At 72.8% G+C, this 20,260-nt stretch carries 15 protein-coding genes; 6 read left to right on the plus strand and 9 right to left on the minus strand.

Annotated elements, in window-relative coordinates; translation table 11 throughout:
- Positions 1 to 10: 10 nt before the first annotated feature.
- Genes SA2016_RS06315 through SA2016_RS06325 form a run of 3 tightly spaced genes read right to left on the minus strand, consistent with a single transcriptional unit; the run spans position 11 to position 3,122 of the window.
- Positions 11 to 835 carry a carbohydrate ABC transporter permease gene (locus SA2016_RS06315; RefSeq protein ID WP_066496712.1) on the minus strand — a complete coding sequence of 275 codons (825 nt, stop codon included), beginning with the start codon at positions 833 to 835 and terminating at the stop codon, positions 11 to 13.
- A 2-nt stretch (positions 836 to 837) separates the two neighbouring features.
- Complete coding sequence (locus tag SA2016_RS06320) at positions 838 to 1,776, minus strand: carbohydrate ABC transporter permease (RefSeq protein ID WP_084249355.1); 939 nt, start codon at positions 1,774 to 1,776, stop codon at positions 838 to 840.
- Positions 1,773 to 3,122 carry an ABC transporter substrate-binding protein gene (locus tag SA2016_RS06325; RefSeq protein ID WP_066496713.1) on the minus strand — a complete coding sequence of 450 codons (1,350 nt, stop codon included), beginning with the start codon at positions 3,120 to 3,122 and terminating at the stop codon, positions 1,773 to 1,775. The genes SA2016_RS06320 and SA2016_RS06325 overlap by 4 nt, the downstream gene beginning before the upstream one ends.
- 110 nt (positions 3,123 to 3,232) lie before the next feature.
- Here SA2016_RS06325 and SA2016_RS06330 point away from each other — a divergent pair, with 110 nt between their 5' ends.
- The 4 genes from SA2016_RS06330 (at position 3,233) to SA2016_RS06345 (ending at position 8,704) form a co-directional block, all read left to right on the plus strand.
- Positions 3,233 to 4,264 carry a LacI family DNA-binding transcriptional regulator gene (locus SA2016_RS06330; RefSeq protein WP_066496715.1) on the plus strand — a complete coding sequence of 344 codons (1,032 nt, stop codon included), beginning with the start codon at positions 3,233 to 3,235 and terminating at the stop codon, positions 4,262 to 4,264.
- Between the two features lie 62 nt (positions 4,265 to 4,326).
- Positions 4,327 to 5,721, plus strand: coding sequence for an FAD-binding oxidoreductase (locus SA2016_RS06335; protein ID WP_066496716.1), 1,395 nt, complete (start codon positions 4,327 to 4,329; stop codon positions 5,719 to 5,721).
- A gap of 138 nt (positions 5,722 to 5,859) precedes the next feature.
- A complete protein-coding gene (locus SA2016_RS06340) occupies positions 5,860 to 7,164 on the plus strand; it encodes a S53 family peptidase (protein WP_218030613.1) in 1,305 nt (434 codons plus the stop codon).
- 247 nt (positions 7,165 to 7,411) lie between these two features.
- On the plus strand, positions 7,412 to 8,704 hold the full coding sequence (locus SA2016_RS06345; RefSeq protein WP_066496718.1) for an NAD-dependent epimerase/dehydratase family protein: 1,293 nt from the start codon (positions 7,412 to 7,414) through the stop codon (positions 8,702 to 8,704).
- A 42-nt stretch (positions 8,705 to 8,746) separates the two neighbouring features.
- Here SA2016_RS06345 and SA2016_RS06350 read toward each other — a convergent pair whose 3' ends face one another.
- Positions 8,747 to 9,847, minus strand: coding sequence for an aminotransferase class V-fold PLP-dependent enzyme (locus SA2016_RS06350; RefSeq protein WP_066496720.1), 1,101 nt, complete (start codon positions 9,845 to 9,847; stop codon positions 8,747 to 8,749).
- Between the two features lie 243 nt (positions 9,848 to 10,090).
- Here SA2016_RS06350 and SA2016_RS06355 point away from each other — a divergent pair, with 243 nt between their 5' ends.
- On the plus strand, positions 10,091 to 11,335 hold the full coding sequence (locus tag SA2016_RS06355) for a S53 family peptidase (protein ID WP_066496722.1): 1,245 nt from the start codon (positions 10,091 to 10,093) through the stop codon (positions 11,333 to 11,335).
- Positions 11,336 to 11,431: 96 nt separating this feature from the next.
- Positions 11,432 to 12,991 carry a polysaccharide deacetylase family protein gene (locus SA2016_RS06360; RefSeq protein ID WP_066496723.1) on the plus strand — a complete coding sequence of 520 codons (1,560 nt, stop codon included), beginning with the start codon at positions 11,432 to 11,434 and terminating at the stop codon, positions 12,989 to 12,991.
- A 50-nt stretch (positions 12,992 to 13,041) separates the two neighbouring features.
- Here SA2016_RS06360 and SA2016_RS06365 read toward each other — a convergent pair whose 3' ends face one another.
- The 5 genes from SA2016_RS06365 to SA2016_RS06385 form a co-directional block, all read right to left on the minus strand.
- Positions 13,042 to 13,278: a hypothetical protein gene (locus SA2016_RS06365; RefSeq protein ID WP_066496724.1), complete on the minus strand. Its 237-nt coding sequence runs from the start codon at positions 13,276 to 13,278 to the stop codon at positions 13,042 to 13,044.
- A 118-nt stretch (positions 13,279 to 13,396) separates the two neighbouring features.
- Entirely contained in the window at positions 13,397 to 13,633 is a 237-nt protein-coding gene (locus SA2016_RS06370) for a hypothetical protein (protein WP_066496725.1), read from the minus strand.
- 12 nt (positions 13,634 to 13,645) lie between these two features.
- Positions 13,646 to 13,975 (minus strand): hypothetical protein, encoded by a 330-nt coding sequence (locus tag SA2016_RS06375; protein WP_141305631.1) that lies wholly within the window; start codon positions 13,973 to 13,975, stop codon positions 13,646 to 13,648.
- Positions 13,976 to 14,298: 323 nt separating this feature from the next.
- On the minus strand, positions 14,299 to 17,526 hold the full coding sequence (locus SA2016_RS06380) for a UvrD-helicase domain-containing protein (RefSeq protein ID WP_066496729.1): 3,228 nt from the start codon (positions 17,524 to 17,526) through the stop codon (positions 14,299 to 14,301).
- Positions 17,523 to 20,219 carry a PD-(D/E)XK nuclease family protein gene (locus SA2016_RS06385; protein WP_066496734.1) on the minus strand — a complete coding sequence of 899 codons (2,697 nt, stop codon included), beginning with the start codon at positions 20,217 to 20,219 and terminating at the stop codon, positions 17,523 to 17,525. Before SA2016_RS06385 ends, SA2016_RS06380 begins: the two co-directional genes overlap by 4 nt.
- Between the last annotated feature and the right edge of the window lie 41 nt (positions 20,220 to 20,260).

Here is a 20,260-nt window from a genome sequence, read left to right on the forward strand (position 1 = left end):
GGGCTGGAGGTCAGCCCTTGACGGTGCCAGCAATCATGGCCTTGATGAAGTGGCGCTGGAAGAGCAGGAACACGATGATCGTCGGCGCCATGATCAGCAGGGAGCCGGCGTTCAGCAGGACCACGTCGGTCGAGTGCAGGCCCACGAAGTTCTGCAGCGCTCCTGCCATGGTGCGCTGGCTGGGATCGTCGACCAGCACGATCGCCTCGAGGAACGTGTTCCAGGTCCAGAGGAACAGCAGCAGGCACAGCGAGGAGACGGCCGGGACGGCGAGGGGCGCCTGGATCCGCAGGAAGCTCTGCCAGGCCCCGGCGCCGTCGATCGAGGCGGCCTCGCCGAGCTCCTTGGGCATGGTGAGGAAGTGCGCCCGCATCCAGAAGACGGCGAAGGGCATGAACTCGCCGATCAGCACGAGGGTGAGGCCCAGCCGGCTGTTGAGCAGCCCCATGTCCCGCAGCTGGTAGTAGAGCGGGACGATCGTCGCCTCGCGCGGGAGGGTCAGCCCGAGCAGGAGCAGGACGAAGAAGACCGCACCGCCGGGGACCTTGAGCTGGCCGAGGCCGTAGCCGGCCATGGTGGCGATCAGGGCCGCGGCGGGGACCACGCCGGCGACGAGGAGGAGGCTCGAGAGGAGCAGGGGCGTGATGTTGGCGACGTTCCAGGCGTCGATGAAGTTGTGCCACTGCGGGTCCGCGGGCCACTCGATCCCGACTGGGACGGTCCCCTGCCGGTGCAGCGCCGCGGTGAGCATGCTCGCGAGCGGGACGATGGAGAAGAGCATGGCGGCCAGGAGCAGGACCAGGCCCGGGAGCCGTTCCTTCAGTGGTGCCCTCATGGTCAGTCCTCCGTCCTGAAGAGCCGCTGGAGAGGCAGGACCACGGCCAGGATCAGGACCGTCAGCACGAGTGCGAGGGCCGAGGCCAGGCCGACCTGCGCTTCGGTGAAGCCGAGCTGGTACACGAGCACGCCCGGGACCATCGTGGAGTAGCCCGGACCGCCCTGGGTGGACATGAAGATGATGTCGAAGCTGGCCAGGGCCGAGATGATCGTCACCGTGATGCAGACCCCGAGCTCCTGCTTGAGCCCCGGGAGGGTCACGGAGAGGAGGGTCCGCACGAACCCGGCCCCGTCCAGGCGCGCGGCCTCGTAGATGGAGGCGTCGATCTTCCCGATCCCGGACAGGAGCAGGATCATGCAGAAGCCCAGGTTGATCCAGGTCCCGATGATCCCCACCGCCGGCAGCGACCAGGTGAAGTCGCCGAGCCACGCGCGGGCGAGGCCGCCCAGGCCCACCGCGGAGAGGACCTGGTTGGCGGTCCCGCTCGAGGAGAACATCCAGACCCAGGCGATCGCCGCGGCCGCGCCGGGGATGATCTGCGGCAGGAAAAGGACCGTTCGGGCCAGCGTGCCGAAGGCCTTGGCCCGGATCTCACGCAGGAGCGCCGCCATGAGCAGGCCCCCGGCCACGGGCAGGACGGTGAAGAAGAGGATGAGGAAGAACGCGTGCGCGATGCCGGAGAGCAGGTGCGGGTCGGTGAGGACGCGGACGTAGTTGCCGACGCCGACGAAGGTCGCCACCGTGATCCCGTTCCACCGGTAGAACGAGTACTGGATCGCGGCCGTGAGCGGCTTGAGCACGAACACGCTGTAGAAGACGAGGGCGGGGAGGACGAACAGCCATCCGCCCCAGCGCCGGAGCGGGCGCCGCGGCCTGCGGGACGGGGCCGCGGCGGCCCCCGGGCGGGTCTCGGGGGCCGCGGTGCGGAGGGCGGTCACTTGTTCAGGTCCTGCTGGTACTGGGTCTGGACGGCCTTGAGCGCCTCGGCGGGCGAGGTCTTCCCGGCCGCGAGCAGCTGGACCTGGGCGGTCCAGACGCTGCTGGCGCCGCTGCTGGCGTTCTGGACGTACTGGACCTGCCCGTCGGCGGCGACGAGGCTGGAGAACGCCTTCTGGATCTGGCCGGAGAGGGCGTTCTTCGTGGCGGGGACGTCCCCGGAGCCGCTCGGGGCGAAGCCGTTGTCCACGGCGATCTGCCGGGCCTCGGGCGAGGTGAGGAAGTTCAGGAAGGCCGCCGCCGCGTCCTTGTTCTTCGACTTGGCAGGGACGCCGAAGTTCGACGCCGGATCCGACATCGCGAGGACCTTGCCGCCGGCCTGGGTCGCGGGCGGGAGCACGAACCCGACGTTGTCCCCCATCTGCTTCTGGAGCGAGGAGGAGTCCCAGTTGCCCGAGGCGTAGAAGAGCGCCTCGCCGCGGGCGAAGCGCCCGAGCGCGTCGGTGGCCTGGGTGCCGTTCGTGTCCGCGTTGAAGTAGCCCTTCGCGGCCCAGTCGGCGATGGTCTGCGCGGCCGCGGTGGCCTCGGGGGTCGCGATGCTCGCCCCGGGCTGGTCGAAGATCCACGCGTTGAGCTGCTTCTGGCCCACGCTGTTGTTGAGCGCGAACTGCAGGGCGGTGGCCAGCTGGCCGGTCTGGTTCCCGGCCATGATGCCCGTGATGCCGGCGGCCTTGGCCTTCTGCAGGTCCGCCTCGAGCTCGGAGGTCGTGGCGGGGGGCTGGGAGATGCCCAGGCGGGAGAGCAGGCTCTTGCTGTAGTACAGGCCGGTCACGGTGAAGCCGGAGGCCACGGTGTACTGCGCCCCGGTGCCGCGCACGCCGTCCGGCGTCGAGGTGTACTGCGCGAGCTGGCCGCCGGGGAGCTTGTCCCAGTGGTAGGCGGACGCCCACGGCGCCAGATCGGTGAGCAGGCCGCTCTTGACGGTGTCGCCCAGCGCGCCGATGCGCGCGATGTCCGGCGGCGTCTCGGAGGAGAGCACCCGCGGGGCGTTGACCGCCTGGACGTTGTCCGGGTCGAAGCGGGTGGTGATCTTCACGTTCGGGTGCTGCTTCGTGAACGCCCCGATCAGCGCGTCGTCGATCGGCTTGAGCCCGGCCCCGTCGTAGAGCGTGAGCGTGACCGGCTCTGAGCCGAGGTCCGTGCTGGCCGTCGAGGGCGCGGCGGCCGCGGCGGACGAGCCTCCCGGCGGGCTGCAGGCGGACAGGAGCGTCGCGGCGAGGGCCGCCGTGGCGGCCAGCGCGGCGGCCGCGGCACGGGTGCGGGCGGGGCGAAGACGGGTCAGGCCCATAGGTGGTTTCCTCCACTGGCGGGATCGTGCGCTCCACCTTCGGAAGCGCTTCCGAAAGTGTTGTCGGAAGCGCTTCCGAAGTCAAGGGGACGCCGGGGTAGGATCGCCGTGTGAACTCCCAGACGGCGCCGAGCCTCGCCGATGTCGCCCGCCACGCCGGGGTCTCGCTCTCCACGGCGTCGCGCGCCCTCAACGACGCCTACGGGGTCTCGGCCGTCACGCGCGCCCGGGTCCTGGAATCGGCCAGCGCCCTCGATTTCGTGGTCTCGCCCGATGCGCGGCGCCTGGCCAGCGGGACCACCGGGCGGGTCGCCGTGGTGGTGCCGCACATCGAGCGCTGGTTCTTCGGCCAGATGGTCAGCGGGATCGAGCGCGTGCTCTCCGAGGCGGACTTCGACATCCTGCTCTACCACGTGGACGACGCCGAGGACCGCCGCGAGTTCCTGGCCAGGCTGCCCGCCCGCCGCAAGGTCGACGCCGTGGTCGTCGTGGCGTTCCCCGTGGGGGAGGCCGAGCGCGAGCGGCTCGAGCTCATCGGGGCCAAGATCATCGCCGCGGGCGGCCAGTCGGCGTCCTACCCCTACGTCTGCATCGACGACGTCAACGCCGGCCGCCTCGCGATGGACCACCTCACCTCCCTGGGCCACCGCAGGATCGCCATGATCGCCGGCAGCGACCCGGACCAGCCCGGATGGCCGGCCACCCCCGGCCGGTCACGGGCCTACGAGAGCGCCCTGGAAGCGCTGGGGGTCAGCCCCGACCCCGCGCTCGTCAGGGACGTGGACTGGAACCCGGTCAACGCCGGCAAGGCCATGGCGGACATCCTCGATGCAGCCGGGGAGCCCCCGACCGCGGTGTACGCCCACGGCGACGAGCTCGCCTTCGGCGTCCTCCACACGCTGCGCCACCGCGGCTACCGCGTCCCCGAGGACATCTCCGTCATCGGCATCGACAACCACCCCCTGGCGGAGCTGCTCGACCTGACCACGGTCGCGCAGGACGTCGGCGAACAGGGCGCGGCGGCCGCCCGGCTGGTCCTGCAGGCCCTCGGGCGCGCACAGGCCGAACCGGGCGCGGCCCCGGGCGTCGTCGCCCCCGTGCACCTCGTCGAGCGCGCCAGCACCGCCCCGCCGCGCTCCTGAAACCGGCCGGGTCGCCCACCGGGTCCCCGCCGGGAGACCCAGCCGAGGGATAGAGTCCACCCATGCCCACCTCCGAGACCACCGGCGCCGCCACCCTCGAAGCCCGCCTCCCCGCCGGCCGCGTCCTGACCGCGCAGGCCTCCCTCGCGGGCTACCTCCACGACGAAGGCGAGTGGGCCGTCTACGGCGACCCGCGCGCCGTCGTCCGTCCGGAGAGCACGCAGGAGGTGGCCGAGGTGGTGCGCTGGTGCGCCGAGACCGGCACCCCGCTCGTGGCGCGCGGGGCGGGGACGGGGCTCTCGGGGGCGGCGAACGCGATCGAGGGCTGCGTGGTGGTCTCCTTCGAGCGGATGAACGCGGTGCTCGAGGTCAACGCCGCCGAGCGCTGGGCCCGGGTCCAGCCCGGCGTGGTCAACGACGACCTGCGCGCCCAAGTGGCCCAGCACGGCCTCTGGTACCCGCCGGACCCGGCCTCGTCGCCCTGGTCCACGATCGGCGGCAACGTCGCCACGAACGCCGGCGGCATGTGCGGCGTCAAGTACGGCGTGACCCGGGACTACGTGCTCGAGCTCGAGGTGGTCACCGGCACGGGGGAGATCACCCGGCTCGGCACCCGGACCGCCAAGGGGGTGGCGGGCTACAACCTCGTGGGCCTCATCGTGGGCTCGGAGGGCACGCTCGCGGTCGTGACCGAGGTGGTGGTGCGGCTGCGCCCGCTGCCGCCGGCGCCGATCACGGTCGCGGGGATGTTCGACTCCCTGGTCGACGCCGGCCGGGCCGTGGCGCTCGTGGCCGAGTCCGGGATCAGCCCCTCGGCGCTCGAGCTCGTGGACCGCCACTGCCTCAAGGCGGTGGATGATTGGAAGCACATGGGCCTGTCCACCGACGCGAACGCGGTGCTGATCGGCCGCACCGACGCCCGCGGGGAGCAGGGCGAGTTCGAGGCCGCGGAGCTCGCGCGCTGCTTCGAGGAGGCCGGGGCCAGCGTCGCCGCGGTCTCGGCCGACGAGCAGGAGTCCGAGGCCCTCTACGCCGCCCGCCGCCTCGCCTACCCGGCGCTCGAGCGGCTCGGCCCGGTCCTCACCGAGGACGTCTGCGTCCCCAGGGCCAAGGTGCCCGACGTCCTCGCGCGCATCGAGCAGATCGCCGCGGCCCACGACGTGCTCATCGCCAACATCGCCCACGCCGGGGACGGCAACCTCCACCCGCTCATCATCACCGAGCCCGGGGACGAGGCCGCCAAGGCCCGCGCGCACGCGGCGTTCACCGAGATCATCGACGCCGCCCTCGCCGCCGGCGGCACGGTGAGCGGCGAGCACGGCGTGGGCACCCTCAAGCTCGACGGGCTCGCCAAGGAGCTCCCGCCCGCGAGCCTGGCCCTGCACCACGCGGTCAAGCACGCCCTGGACCCGCACGGCATCCTCAACCCCGGCCGCGCCATCCCGCCGCTGCCGTAGCGGGGCAGGGGACAGAGGCGCACGACGGCGGCCGCGCACCCCGGGCGCGCCGCTCGCCCGCCGCCGGGGGCACCGCTGTGCAAGGCTTTCCTGAGTTTCCCCCAAGATCGCCCTGCCCGGCCCCTACCCGTCCGTAACGTGGTGTGCGGAGCTGGCCGCCGGCCAGAGTCAACGCACCCGCGGCAGGCCCGGACCCCCTGCCGCGCACCACGCACAAAGGGGGCGGTCCACATCAGGAAGCTACTCTCCGCCGCCGGAACGGCGCTGCTCGTCGCGGCAGCGCTCGCCACCGGCACCACCGCCGCGACCGCGGCACCGCCGGCCGCCAAGGCAGCCAGCCACTCGGTCAAGGTCTGCGCCGACGCCAAGCCCGGCGAGGCCGCCTGCGCCGCCCGCGCGGCCACCGACCCTGCCGGCAGGCGCATCACCAGCAACGCCCTGCCGCCCGCGAGCGCCCTCACGCCCGCGCAGCTGCGCTCGGCCTACAACCTCACCGGCACCGCCTCGGGCGGGCGGACGGTGGCGATCGTCGACGCCTACGGCTACCCGAACCTCGAGCGCGACCTCGCCGCGTACCGGAAGCAGTTCGGCCTGCCGGCGTGCACCTCCGCCAGCGGCTGCCTCAAGGTCCTGAACCAGACCGGCGGCACCAAGCTGCCCAAGTTCGACCTCGGCTGGGCGCAGGAGCAGGCCCTCGACGTCGACGCCGTCTCCGCCGCCTGCCCGGACTGCAAGATCGTGGTCCTGCAGGCCAGCACCGCCTCCTTCACCAACCTCGGCACCGCTGTCCAGACCGCGGCGAAGCTGCCCGGCGTCGTCGCCATCTCCAACAGCTACGGCGGCTCGGACGCCTCCGACGCCACCTACGGGAAGTACTACAACTTCCCGGGCATCGCGGTCACGGCCAGCGCCGGCGACAACGGCTACCAGGGCGCCTCCTACCCGGCGGCCTCCTCCTACGTCACCGCGGTGGGCGGGACCAGCCTCAACCAGGCCTCGAACACCCGCGGCTGGACCGAGTCCGTCTGGTCCGGCACCGGCTCCGGCTGCTCGGCCTACAACGCCCCGCTCGCCGCGGCGGCCGGCTTCAACACCGGCTGCGCGAACCGGGCGATGAACGACGTCGCCGCCGCCTCCGACCCGTCCAACGGCGGCCTCGCGGTCTACTACCCGACCTCGAGCACGAGCTCCACGTGGGGCCAGTTCGGCGGCACGAGCGAGGCCTCGCCGATCATCGCCTCCGTCTACGCCCTCTCCGGCAACACCGGCTCGAAGGCCACCGGCACGTACGCCAACAGCATCCCGTACGCCCACACCGGATCGCTGTACGACGTCGCCTCCGGCTCCAACGGCACCTGCACCACCACCCAGTGGTGCACCGCCCGCACCGGCTGGGACGGCCCCACCGGCCTCGGCACCCCGAACGGCACCGGCGGCTTCTGACCGCTGCGGCCTACCGCGCCACAGGCTCCGACGGCCCGGGCCCGCGTTTCTCATTGGGGGGACGCGGGACCGGGCCGCCGGCGTTGCTGGTGTGCTCGGGGTGCCGCCTGTTGCTGTTGCGTTATCGGTGTTTGCTCGGGGCAACCTGTGCGTTCCACCATGGGTCGGTGGGGAATCTGGGACCCCGCGGCACAGGGGCGGACGCGGGGAACGCGTCCGGCCGTGGCGAAGAGCGGAAGGCACCCTCATGCACCCCCAGAGCTCATCCTCCCCATCGGGCACAATCATGGTCCTCGGCGGCGACGGCTACCTCGGCTGGACGCTCGGACTGGCACTGGCCAGCCGCACCGGCCGGCAGGTGGTCCTCGTGGACAACCTCATCAAACGCCGATGGGAGAAGGAGGCCGGGGCGAAGGTCCTCGTGCCCCTCAAGACCCCCAAGGCGCGCATCGCCGAGTACGAGAGGCTCTACGGCGGCCAGAACCTCTCCTTCGAGAAGGTCGAACTCCTGGACCCCGGCGCCGTGGAGCGGGTCATCGCGAAGTACCGGCCCGCCGTCGTCATCAACGCTGCCCAGCAGCCCTCGGCGCCGTTCTCGATGAGCAGCGCCAAGAACGCCGCCGCCACGTTCTCGAACAACATCGTGGGCCACCTCAACGTCCTCTGGGCCATCGCCGGTCTGAGCAAGGCGACCACCTACATCAAGCTCGGCTCGGCCGGCTGCTACATGGGCACCGACACCGACTGGATCCCGCTGGAGAAGAAGGACTTCACCTTCGAGGACCACGGGGCCCAGCATCAGGTCCTGCAGGGCTTCCTGCCCATGCAGGCCACGGACTTCTACCACCAGTCCAAGATCACCGACCTGCTCATCGACGACCTCTGCTCGAAGATCTGGGGCCTGAAGGTCATCACGGTGCAGCAGGCCACCATCTTCGGGGCGACCATCCCGGAGAACCACCCCGAGGAATGCGAAGGCCTCGCCGCCCGGTTCAACTACGACTCGGTCTTCGGCACCGTCTTCAACCGCTTCGTCTGCCAGATGATGATCGGCCACCCGCTCACCGTCTACGGGGACGGGAGCCAGAAGACGGGCCTGATCAGCCTCGCGGACACGGTCGAGAACTTCCTCGAGTTCACCGACCTCGACGTCGCCCCGGGCGAGCACCAGGTGCTGCACAACTACACGCATCGCCTGAGCATCAGCGAGATCGCCCAGCGGCTCGCGGCCATCGACCCGTCCACCCAGATCAGGCACCTCGCCAACCCGCGCCAGGAGCCGGTGGGCCGGCTGGACCCCCACGTCGAGGTGCACGAGGCGATCGCCGCCCGGCACGCCGACAAGGAGGCCCGGCTCCAGGCGGACATGGCCGCGATGCTCGAGTTCACGTACCGCTACCGGGACAACATCGACCCCTCGATTATCCTGCCCACCGTGGAGTGGTCGGTGGAGGAGACCGAGGCCCCCGTGCCGGTGCGGCGGGACCCGGGCGCCGTCCTCCCGGCCCCGGCCTTCTACCGCGAGGTCGCGGAGGGCTAGCTCGGAGGGGGCTGGCTCCGGACGGGCTCGCTCCGTACCGGATCAGTTCCGGGCGCGGTCCAGGAAGTCGCGGGTGTGCCGGGCGAGGACCTCGGCCTCCTCGAGCGTGGACTCGTGGATGAAGGACATCCGCGCCACGTCCTCGACGACCTTGATGTAGACGTTGCGCTCCATGAGGAACGCGGACAGGGCCTCCGGGTGCGCGGTGCGCATCGAGACGATGTTGCTCTGGCGCGTGCCGTGGTCGATGAAGTCGATGCCGTGCTCGCGCAGGATGCCCTTGATCCCCTGCAGCAGGGCGAGGTTCTTCTCCTGCACAGCGTCCATGCCGAGGGCGTTGAGCTCCCGCAGCGACGCGTGCAGCGCCGCGAGCCCGGCGACGTTCTGGGTGCCGTCCTGGAAGCGCGCAGCCGTGTCCTTGAGGACGTAGGACTCCTCGTCGAACCGCTCCATGCTGCGGATGCCCACCCGGCTGTGGCGCAGGGACGGCATGAGCCCGCGCCGCACGTACATGAACCCGATGCCCATGCCGGCGCGCAGGTACTTCTGGCCTCCGCACACGAGGATGTCCACGGGCGTCTCGGCCAGGTCGAAGGAGCGCGCGCCGATGTGCTGGACGGCGTCGATCACGAGGAAGATGCCCCGCTCGCGGCACACGCGCGAGAGGAGGGCCAGATCCGGCATGAACCCGTCGTAGCGCTGGGCCGAGGACATGCTGATGGCGCGGGTCCTGGGGCTGACGGCCTCGAGCAGCCGGTGGAAGGCGGCCTCGTTGTCGCGGCCCGTGATGACCCTGACGGTCACGCCGTCGTGCCGCTTGCGCAGCCACGGCAGCAGGTTGGCCGGGTACTCGTTGCCGAGCACGAGCACCTCGTCGCCCGGATCGAGGGGCAGCACCTCGCTGGCGATGATGATGCCCTCGGTCGTGTTCTTCAGGTAGGTGATCTCCTCGGGCGCGCAGTGGAGCAGCCGCGCGGCCTCCCCGGCCATCTCGTCGGCCAGCCGGTCGTAGCGGTAGAGCACCTCGGGCGGGCCGTACTGGTAGAAGTCGGCCATGAAGTCCCGGGCGGCCTCGTAGGCAGTCCGGCTCATCGGCGCAACGGTCGCGTAGCTGAAGAAGGTCTTCTCGGCGATGGGCTTCATGGTGCTGCGCAGCCTACTGGATCGGTGCCCTCGCGGGGGAGAGGCTGCGGTCTGGCGTCCACCGGCCGCCGCGGGCGCGCTGACCTGCCACGGCGAGGTTTCCTTCAGCTACTGCCCAGTTGCCCTACTGCCGGGCGCCCGGGGCACCTACCCTCGAAGCAAGGGCTGGCCGTCGCCAGCGATTAAGCAGATGCGGCAGGCACGTTGTCCGCCTGCGGCGTCCGGACGCCAGGAGGAGCCCCCATGATCAGGAAGCTACTGTCCGCCGCCGGGGCGGGACTGCTCGTGGCGGCAGCCCTCACCGCCGGAGTCCCCGCAGCCAGCGCGGCGCCGCCGGCGGGCGCCTCGGCCGCCCCCCTCGTGGTGCGGGGCGCCGGTGACCCGTCTATCCAGATCTGCCCGCCCCCGGGGCCCGGGCAGGTGGCCTGCGCCGCCCGCCAGGCGATCGACGCCGTCGGCCGGGCCGCGGGCGGCGCGGCGGCCCCGCCCGCCGGAGCCCTCACGCCCGCCCAGCTGCGCTCGGCCTACAACCTCAAGGGCACCGCCTCGGGCGGGCGCACCGTGGCGATCGTCGACGCCTACGGCTACCCGAACCTCGAGCGGGACCTCGCCGCCTACCGCAAGCAGTTCGGCCTGCCTCCCTGCACCACGGCGAGCGGCTGCCTCACGATCGTCAACGAGAACGGCGGGAAGGCCCTGCCCCGGTTCGACCTCGGCTGGGCCCAGGAGCAGGCCCTCGATGTCGACGCCGTCTCCGCCGCCTGCCCGGACTGCAGGATCGTGGTCCTGCAGGCCAGCACCACGGAGATCACGAGCGTGGGCACCGCCGTCCAGACCGCGGCTAAGATGCACGGCGTCGTGGCCATCTCCAACAGCTACGGCGGCGCCGACGCTTCCGATGACGCCTATGGGAAGTACTACAACGTGCCCGGCATCGCCGTGACGGCCAGCGCCGGGGACTCCGGCTACCAGGGCGGGTCCTACCCCGCGACGTCCTCCTACGTCACCGCGGTGGGCGGCACGAGCCTGACGCCGGCGCCAGGGACCAAGCGCGGCTGGGCCGAGAGCGTCTGGGCCGGCACCGGCTCGGGCTGCTCCGCGTTCAACGATCCCCTGGGCGCGGCCGACGAGTACGGCACCGGGTGCGACAACCGGGCGATGAACGACGTCTCCGCGGCCTCCGATCCGGCCCATGGCGGCCTTGCGGTCCACTATCCGACCTCGGCCGCGAGCGCCAGCTGGGGCCAGTTCGGTGGCACGAGCGAGGCCTCCCCGATCATCGCCTCGGTCTACGCCCTCGCCGGCCACACGGGTTCCAAGGGGAAGGACACGTACGCGAACAGCATCCCGTACGAGCACTCGGAGGCGCTGTTCGACGTGCAGTCCGGCTCCAACGGCACCTGCACCCCCGCGCTCTGGTGCACCGCCGGCCCGGGCTGGGACGGCCCCACCGGGCTCGGCACCCCCAATGGCACCAGGGGGTTCTGACCGGGAGGACCAAAGCCTCACGCGGCAGCAGGGCTCCCAGGAGGATCATGGGCACCACAAGCCCGGGATCCTCCTGGGCAGGCCCGAGGGGTCACGATGCGCCGCTTCCCAGCCGTCCTCGCGATGTTCGCGCTGCTGGTCCTCACCGGCTGGACGGCCGGGGGCGGCCCGCTGCCCGTCCTCGTCCCGGCCGCCCTCAACGCGATCGACGCGCACTACGAGCAGCTCGGCGGCGCGGCCTCCTTCCTCGGCGCGCCCTTGGGCTCCGAGTACCCCGTGGCCGGCGGCGCGGGCCGGGACTACCAGGGCGGGAGCATCTACTGGAGCGCGGCCACCGGCGCCTGGGAGGTCCACGGCGGCATCCGCACCGAGTACCTCGGCCGCGGCGGCCCGGGCGGCTTCCTCGGCTTCCCGCGCACCGACGAGACCACCACCCCGGGCGCGGGCGGGCGTTACAACGACTTCACGGGCGGCTCGGTGTACTGGAGCACGGCCACTGGGGCGCACGAGGTCCACGGCGGAATCCGCGCCGAGTACCTCGGCCGCGGCGGTCCGGCCGGCTTCCTCGGCTTCCCGATCCGGGACGAGAGCCCCACCCAGGCGCCGACGGGACGGTACAGCGAGTTCACGGGCGGCTCGGTGTACTGGAGCCCGGGCACCGGGGCGCACGAGGTCCACGGCGCCATCCTGGCCAGGTACATCGGGCTCGGCGGGACGGCCAGCGTCCTCGGCTTCCCGGTGACGGACGAGACCGCGGCGCCGGACGGCGTGGGCCGCTACAACCACTTCAGCGGCGCGAACGGCTCCTCGATCTACTGGGACCCGTTCTGGGGCGCCCACGAGGTCCGCGGCGGGATCCGGTCCCAGTGGGCCTCGCTCGGCTGGGAGCACGGCCGGCTCGGGTATCCGATCAGCGGCGAGTACGGCATCACGGGCGGGCGCCGCAGCGACTTCCAGCACGGCGCGATCCTGTGGAACTCGGCTACCTCCACCACGCAGGTCATCTACACGGCCCTCCCGGCCTCGCTGAACGGCGTGGACCTCGGGCGCATCCCGACCAGCCGGAGGGTCGTCGCGCTGACGTTCGACGCCGGCGCCAACAATGCCGCCGTCCGCTCCATCCTGAACACCCTCGCGGCCAACGGCGTGCCGGCCACGTTCTTCCTCACGGGGGCCTGGGCGAACCTGTTCCGTGCCGACGTGGCCGCGATCGTCGCCGGCGGCCACACGGTGGGCAACCACTCCATGACGCACCCGTACTTCACCACGCTCACGGACGCCCAGATTGCCGCCCAGGTGGGCAATGCGCAGTCCGCGATCCTCGGCGCCGGCGCCGACCCGCGTCCCTTCTTCCGCTTCCCCTACGGTGACCGCGACGCCCGCACCATCGCGGACGTCAACGCCGCCGGGTACGCCGCCATCCGCTGGACCGTGGACACCCTCGGCTGGGAGGGCACCGTGGGCGGGACCCGCGGGCCGGACTTCGTCCTCCAGCGCGTCATGGCCGCGGCCCAGCCGGGCGAGATCGTGCTCATGCACCTCGGCTCGAACCCGGACGACGGCTCGACCCTCGACGCGGCCGCCCTCCCCGCCGTCATCGCGCAGCTGCGCGCCGCGGGCTACGGGTTCGTGACGCTCGACGCCGCGCTCGGCTAGCGCCCCGCGGGCCAGGGCGGTGGCGTCAGCGCCGGCTCACGTCGGCCTGGTCACACGGGGTACCGCAGCAGGTGCCAGTAGGGCGAGCCCGGAGTGACGTACGCCCACTGGTACTCGTCGACCCCGATGCTCGGCAGCCACAGCCAGTTGCCCACCACCACGAGGCCCGGGCACGAGTAGCCGCAGGCGGGCGGAGGTGGCGGGGCCGCGGCAGCTTCCACTGCCGGGGCAATCAGGAGCAGGGCGGCCGCGACAGCCACGGCCCCCGCGAGCTTCTTCATCGTCATGGTCGATCCCGTCGAGACCCCGAGACCAGGAGACAGGTTCCCTCAGTCCAGCCATTGTCCCCAGCGCCCCTCGCCGCGGTCAACGGACGGCGGCCCGAAGGAAGTAGCGGACCGTGGTCTATCTGCCGGCCAGGTCGTCGGCCACCCGTCGAAGGTCTTCCATCCAGCCCTTCGAGCGGTTCGGCTCCCGTGCGGCCCCTTCGAAGTTCTGCAGCGCCTGGGCGAGGCTGTCCAGCGCGGCGGAGATGTTGGCCTTGACCGCGCCGTAGCCCTCGTTGGAGCGGGGATCGGAGGACGCGGCCACGAGCAGGTCCGCTCCGGCGCGAACGACCAGGGACGCCTCGAGTTCGTTCATGTGCAGGATTCCTCAGGCAAGCTGGGGCCGAGGTTCGCGGTCGTTCTGCAGGGCGACCGCGCACGTGAAGCCGGCGAGGTCCTGCCAGTGCAGCGGAATGGGCTCGCTCGGCGTTGCGCCGACAGACGAGAGCCAGGCCATGAGGTCGGCCCGGTCGTCGAACGTCAGGTGCGTCCCATCGATGAGGGCGCCAGCCATGAGCTCCTCGATGTCCTCGGGACGGGAGATCACCGCCTCCCACCACCCGTTCTCGGTCCAGCCGCCGAGGCGACGGACCGCGAGGGATAGCTTCGATCCGGACAGGAGGCCGGAGGCGGCGTCCGAGATCATAGTGCGGTACATTCGGCGGTCGTGGTCTTCCATAGCATCCCGTCGGGTGGTGGCGAAGAGGATGCAGCCGAGGCCGGTGACGTCATACTCTCGTGGAGTCGAGGAGGTCGCGGGGCAAGCCAGACGCCGCGGACGGCCGATGGCCGTAACAGCCAAGTATACGCGGCCAACGACTGGCCGATCGTCTTTGCGGACGTTCCGGCGCGCACGGTGGTCACCGACGGCAAGGACCTCGACCAGTACGGGTACGCCGGGCCGCCCCTCGCAGGCCTCCGGGACAGCGTGGCGGGGGACACCCTGACCTCCTGACGGGCGGGGACGCGTGCCAGGAGCCCTCAGGCCACCTCGTACACGCGCCCGAGCGCCGGCAGGTGCATGAGCACCCGCACCACGGGCCGGCCGGTCGCGGCCTCGACCGCGCGCCGGTAGGCGTCCATCTGCCCGAGGTAGTGGGCCCGGATGTGCCCTGCCGGGTCGTGGCCCGGGTACGTCTTGTGGTCCACGAGCACGAACCCGTCCGGGCCCTCGAGCAGCAGGTCGATCCAGCCCTCCATCGTCTGCCCGTCCGGGCGCCAGCCGATGGCCGCCTCCCGGTGGCGCACCCAGCCGGGGAACTCGGCATCGAGCCACGCCTCGAAGCGCTCTCCCGCGGTGGTGAGGAGCGAGGCGTCGATGGTCCGCGCCACGCCCCACCGTTCCACGAGGCGCCCGGCGAGCCGCGCCCGGCTGGCGGGGTCGAGGACGCGGAACTCGGTGCCGAGGTACGCGTGCACCGCGCTGCCCACGGCGCCCCACTCCTCGGAGCCGTGCGTGGCCAGGGGCGCGCCGAGCACCGCCGCCTCGCGGATCTCTGCCTCCAGGCCCTCCGCGGACACCTCGCTGGCCTTCAGCCGCGCCGGGCGGCGGACCGCGCCGGCCCCCGCGGCGGGCGGATCGACGAACCGCGGCAACCACCCGCCGTCGTCCGCCACGGCCTCCGCCGGCTGCAGGCACGCGAGCCGCGCCGGGATCTGGGTGTCGCGGCAGACGGTCACCGCCCCGGCTGCGGGCTCCTCGCCTGCCTTCCACGCCACGAGGGACTCGATCCCGAGGTCGTTGAGCATGCTGGGGGAGCCGTTCTTCGCCGTGAGCACGGTGGTGTGCGCGGCGCGGGTCATGCCCACGTACATGAGCCGGGCCTGGTTGCGCTGCTCGCGGGCGAGGAATCGCGCGGCGGCCTCGGACTGCTGGGCCCGCTGGTCCAGGGCCGACCCGCCGTACGGGAACGGGCTCGGCCACAGCCGGATCCACCGCCCTGCGAGGGGATCGGCGAGGTCGAGCTCCCGGGTCTGCTCGACGCCGGTCCCGAACGGGCGCGCCTTCGTCTCCTTGTCCAGGCTCTCCATGACCACCACGGGCCACTCGAGCCCCTTGGCGCGGTGGTAGGTGAGCACGTTGACCACGTCCGGGCCCGAATTCTCCGCCGACTCGTGCTCGTCCGAGGCGAAGTACTCGAGGAACCCGCGCAGCGTGGCCGGCTCCCGGAGCGCGCGGCACCGCTCGTAGTACAGCTCGACCGCGCCGCGGAAGGCGTCCAGGTTCCGCAGCCGCCGCTCGGGGGCGAACCATCCCGCGATCAGCTGCGGCAGGCCCAGCACGCCCGTCACGGCCTCGAGCACCTCGGTGGGGGTGGCGGCGACGGCCTGCTCGCGCAGCGCATCGAGGGCGGCGACCACGGGCACGGCCCGCCACGCGTCGTGCACGAGCCGGGGCCCGGCGACCACCTCGCCCGCCTCGTTGCGCACCTGCTCGCGGGGCACGACGGCGCCGAGCAGCTCCCGCTGCCACGTCAGGTGGGAGGGGTGCTCGGGGTGCAGGGCCACGAGCTCGGCGAGGGCCACGGTGTCGTACCGGTCGGCGACATAGGCCATCCCGGCCCTGGCCAGCTGCACCTCGCGGGCGCCGCCGAGGGCGCGCGGGTCCAGGCTGGCCCGCAGCCCCAGGGCGTCGAGCGCCGCCGCGACCGCCCGGACCTCGGCGTTGGTGCGCGTCAGGACGGCCACGTCGCAGGGCCGCAGGCCGGGGCGGCGCCCGAGGAGGTCCTTCACTCCGGCCGCGGTGGCGCGGAGCCGGTCCTCGGCGCGGCCCGCGGGCCGGGACCAGGCCTCGACGCTCCCCGGGTCCTCGCCGAGGGCGGCGGCGCGCGCCGGCGGCAGCTCGAGGTGCACGGACTCGGCCGTCATCCCGTGGTCCGCGAAGACCCGCTCGAACACCGCGTTGGAGAGGTCCACCACCGCCTGGCGCGATCGCCACGTGTGCGAGAGCTGCTCGCGCCGCTCCGCCGGGACCCGCGCCATCACGGCCTCCATGAGCTCCGGGTCGGTGCCGCGGAACTCGTAGATGGCCTGCTTCGGATCCCCCACCCACACGGAGCGCCGCACGAGGGCGCCCAGCTCGAGGAAGAGGGCCAGCTGCAGCGGGCTCGTGTCCTGGAACTCGTCCACCACGAGCACGTCGACGCGGGCGCGGAAGGATTCCCGGAAGGCGCGGTTGTGCCGGGCCAGGTCCAGGACCCTGGCCTCCTGGTCCACGAAGTCCATGAGGGCGTTGACCCGCTTGAACTGCTCGTAGGCCTCGAGGGACTTCGCGGCACAGCGGAACAGCCCGCGGACGTAGCCCTCGAGGTCGGCGTGGAGGGCCGGGTTGGAGAGCAGCTCGGCGCCGATCCGGTCGCGCAGGGGCCCGAAGATCTTCTTCAGCGGCGCCGGGGCGCCCGAGCCGAGGAAGCCGCGCCACACCTCCCACGGGGTCGTCTCGACGCTCTGGGCCCGGGCGATCCGGTCGAGGACTTTGGGGTGGTTCTCGAGGAAGGACTTCGTGGTGAGGTTCGCGGCGGTGCCGTCCTCGTGCACGCCGCGGGCCACGGTCCTGTCCAGCTCGGCCCGCAGCGCGTGCAGCTCGCGGAACCACTCGGGGCGGCGGTCCTCGCCGGGCGGGTCGAGGAAGCCCCGGAACCCGGCCCACGAGGGCTCCGCGCAGGCCAGCACCGCGTTGGCGTCGAGCCGGTTGGCGCGGGCCAGGTTCACGATCCGCTGGAGCGTCTCCTCCCACGACTCGACCCCGTACCCCTGCGCGAGGTCGGGGTGGGTGCCCAGGCGCACGGCGACCGGGGCGAGGACCTCGGCGTGCTCGGCGCGGATCTCGTCCGTGGCCAGCCGGAACATGGCCGCGAGCTGGTCCTCGCCGATCACCTCGAGCGCGGGGGAGAGGCCAGCGTCGATCGCGTACTCAGCGAGCAGCTGCCCGCAGACGCTGTTGACCGTGCCGATGAGGCTCGCCCCGAGCTGCTGGGACGCCGCCGCGAGGGCCGGTGCCGGCGCCCCGCCGCCGGCGTCGAGGAGCCGGGCCGCGATCCGCTCCCGCAGCTCCCCGGCGGCCTTCTTGGTGAAGGTCGTGGCCATGATCTTCTCCGCCGGGGTCCCGGCCGTGATCTCCTGGACGATCTTCTCGGTGAGCGTGTACGTCTTCCCGGTCCCTGCGCTGGCCGAGACCATCGTGACGTTCTCCAGCAGGTGCGCGCTCACGAGTAGTCCCCCCTCAGCCCGCAGAGGGCCCCGAAATGGCAGAACCGGCAGCCCGGTTCCACGTACAGGCGGCCCACCGCAGTCTCGGCGTCCTTGACGGTGGTCGGCTCGCCGCCCTCGGCGGCGGCCGCCTCGGCCTGCGCGGCGGCGAACGCGTCCTCCACGGGCTTGGTCGCGGTGACCCGGCCGGCGAGGACCTGCTCCACCGTGAACTCGGCCGACCGCACCGCCCTGCCCCACAGCTGGGCCGGGTCCTCGTCCCGCGGGATGGCCGCCCCGAAGTGCCCGTGCGCCGAGGCGAACGCGTGCTGCTTGAGGAGGAAGTACGCGGTCGGATCGTCCGGAGGCGCCTCGCCCTCGTGCAGCGCCCACTGGTACAGGGCCAGCTGCAGGGCGGTGCCCTCCTTGATCTTCTGGCGCAGGTGCTTGGCCGAGTTGTACCACTTGAGGTCCACCACCACGGTGCGGCCCTGCTCGTCGATCCCCACGGCGTCCGCGCTGCCGCGGACCGGGACGGTGAGGACGCCCTCCGGGGTGACGAGCTGCAGATCCTTGGAGATCGGCTTCTCGACCTCCTGCAGCGCCACGCCGCCCTTCTCGAGCCCGCGGAAGAACTCCCGGGCGGCGACCGTGACCGCGTCCACGACGGTGAGCCGGCGCGCCTTCTGCCCCGGCAGGAGCAGCTCGGAGGCGAGCTGGGGGAGGAGCTCGCCGATGACCTCGGCGATCTCCTCGTCCTCGGGCACGGCCCGGTGCGCCGCGCGGATCCGCCCGTGCAGCACCTCGATGACCCGGTGCGCGAACGAGCCGATCATGCGGCTGCCCTCGGGGATGTCCGCGACGTCCGGCACCCGCAGGGCGCCCTTGCGCTCGAGCGCCCACCGCATCGAGCAGCCCAGCAGCACGTCGAGCTGCGAGTAGGACATGGTCTCCGGCGCGAGCGCCGCGTTGGCCCCGACCTCCTGGACCGGATCGGGTGCCGCCGGCCGGTGCGCCGTCGCGCGGGCGAGCGTCGCCGTCCGGCCCGCGAGGCTCCACGCCCCCTGCCCGTCGGTCAGGTCCGCCGGCGCGCGGGTCGCCCGCCTGATCCGGTCGCCGAGCCCTTGGTCCGGGGCGGCCGGGGGCCCGTAGCGCTCCACGAGGGCTTCGAGCAGGGGGTTCGGGACCACGCGCTCGCCGTTGCGCTGCGCGAGGTGCACGAGCACGAGCCGCCGGCACCGGGCTGCGGCGGCCAGGGTCTCGCGCACCGCCAGCGCCGTGAGGTCCTGCGGGGTGGGCAGCTCGACGCCCACCCGGGCGAGGGAGGCGGCGTCGTGCGGGTCCCAGCGCCGCACCGTGGGCGCGGCCGCCGACTGGAACCCCCACCAGAGCGCGTCCTCCACGTCCTCGCCGAGCTCCACGAGGTGGTTCAGGCGCAGCCAGGGCGCGGCCTCGGCCCGCCCGAGCGGCTCGGCGCCGGGCGTGACCACGGAGGCGATGATGCGCCGGAGATCCTTGCGGCCCACGTGCCGCAGCGGGGCGACGAGCGCCAGGACACGGCGCAGCTGCGCGGCCGTGGTCTGAAGCCGCGGCACGACGGCGGCCCTCGCCGTGAGCGCCGAGGCGAACCAGGCCGCCGCGTCGACGAGCTGCGCTCCGCTCGGCAGGCGGTGCTCCACGTCGGGCAGCAGGCCCGTGCTGAACAGCCTGTCCAGGGTCGCGGCGAGCTCGGGACCTAGCGTCTCGTCCTCGCCGATCGCCCGGATCGCCGCGTCCCACACGGGCCCCCGCGTCCCGGGCTCGCGGCTGAGCGCGCGCAGCAGGTGCCGGGCCGCGCGGCGCCTGACCGGCGAGTCCTCGAGCGTGAGGAACTCCGCGAGCAGGTGCACGTTGACCGGCTCCCACACGAGCTCGAAGAAGAGGGGGATGAGCTGGTCCTGGGCGCGCCAGGCCGAGCGGGCGCCAACGCCGAGCCGCGGCTGGCCGTGCAGGGCCAGGTACTGGTCCAGGACCGCTGTGGGGTCCGAGCACACCACGGCCGTGCTCGTGCCGGTGCCGGCGGCGAGCCAGCGCGCGGCGTGCTCGGCGGCCTCCCACTCGGTCTCGGCGGCCAGGACCGTCAGCTCGGGCGCGCCCGCGGGCTTCGGGGCCTCGCTGATCCTGACCCCGCGCCGGCGCAGTGCCCCGATGATCCTGCGCCACACGGCCGGGAAGGTGTCCTCGGGGTGCTGCAGGACCAGCTCGTCGATGCCGAGCGGCAGGGGGCTGCCCTCGAGCTCGGCGAGCAGCTCCACGACGTCGTCCGCGAGCGATGGCGCGAGCGGTCCGTTCCCAGCCCGCTCGCCGCCCGCGGTCTGCCGGCCGAGGCCCTCCGCCGCGGCGAGGGTCTGCAGCAGGGGAGAGGCCTCGCCGTCGAGCGCGCCATCCCAGCCGTTGGCCACCGCATCGTCGCGGGCGGCGAGGAGCTCCTGGGCCGTGGACCAGGGATCGGCGGCGAGCGAGCGGTGGAACCAGGCCTCCGGCGCGTCCAGGTGCTCTAGCCGGCGCAGGTACTGGCTCACGCGCTCGGCGTTGGGCACCTCTGGGCGGGTGAGCCCGAGGCGCGTCTGCAGGAGTCCGATGAGGTTCTTGCGGCCCACCCGCACGCGGTTCAGCCCCGGGCTCGCGTACGCCCACGGCGCGCGATCGAGGAACCACCCGAACTCGACGATCATCCACTCACCCTAGCCAACCCGTCCGACAGAACGGGCGCGCC

This window comes from Sinomonas atrocyanea, assembly GCF_001577305.1.
Classification (GTDB): domain Bacteria; phylum Actinomycetota; class Actinomycetes; order Actinomycetales; family Micrococcaceae; genus Sinomonas; species Sinomonas atrocyanea.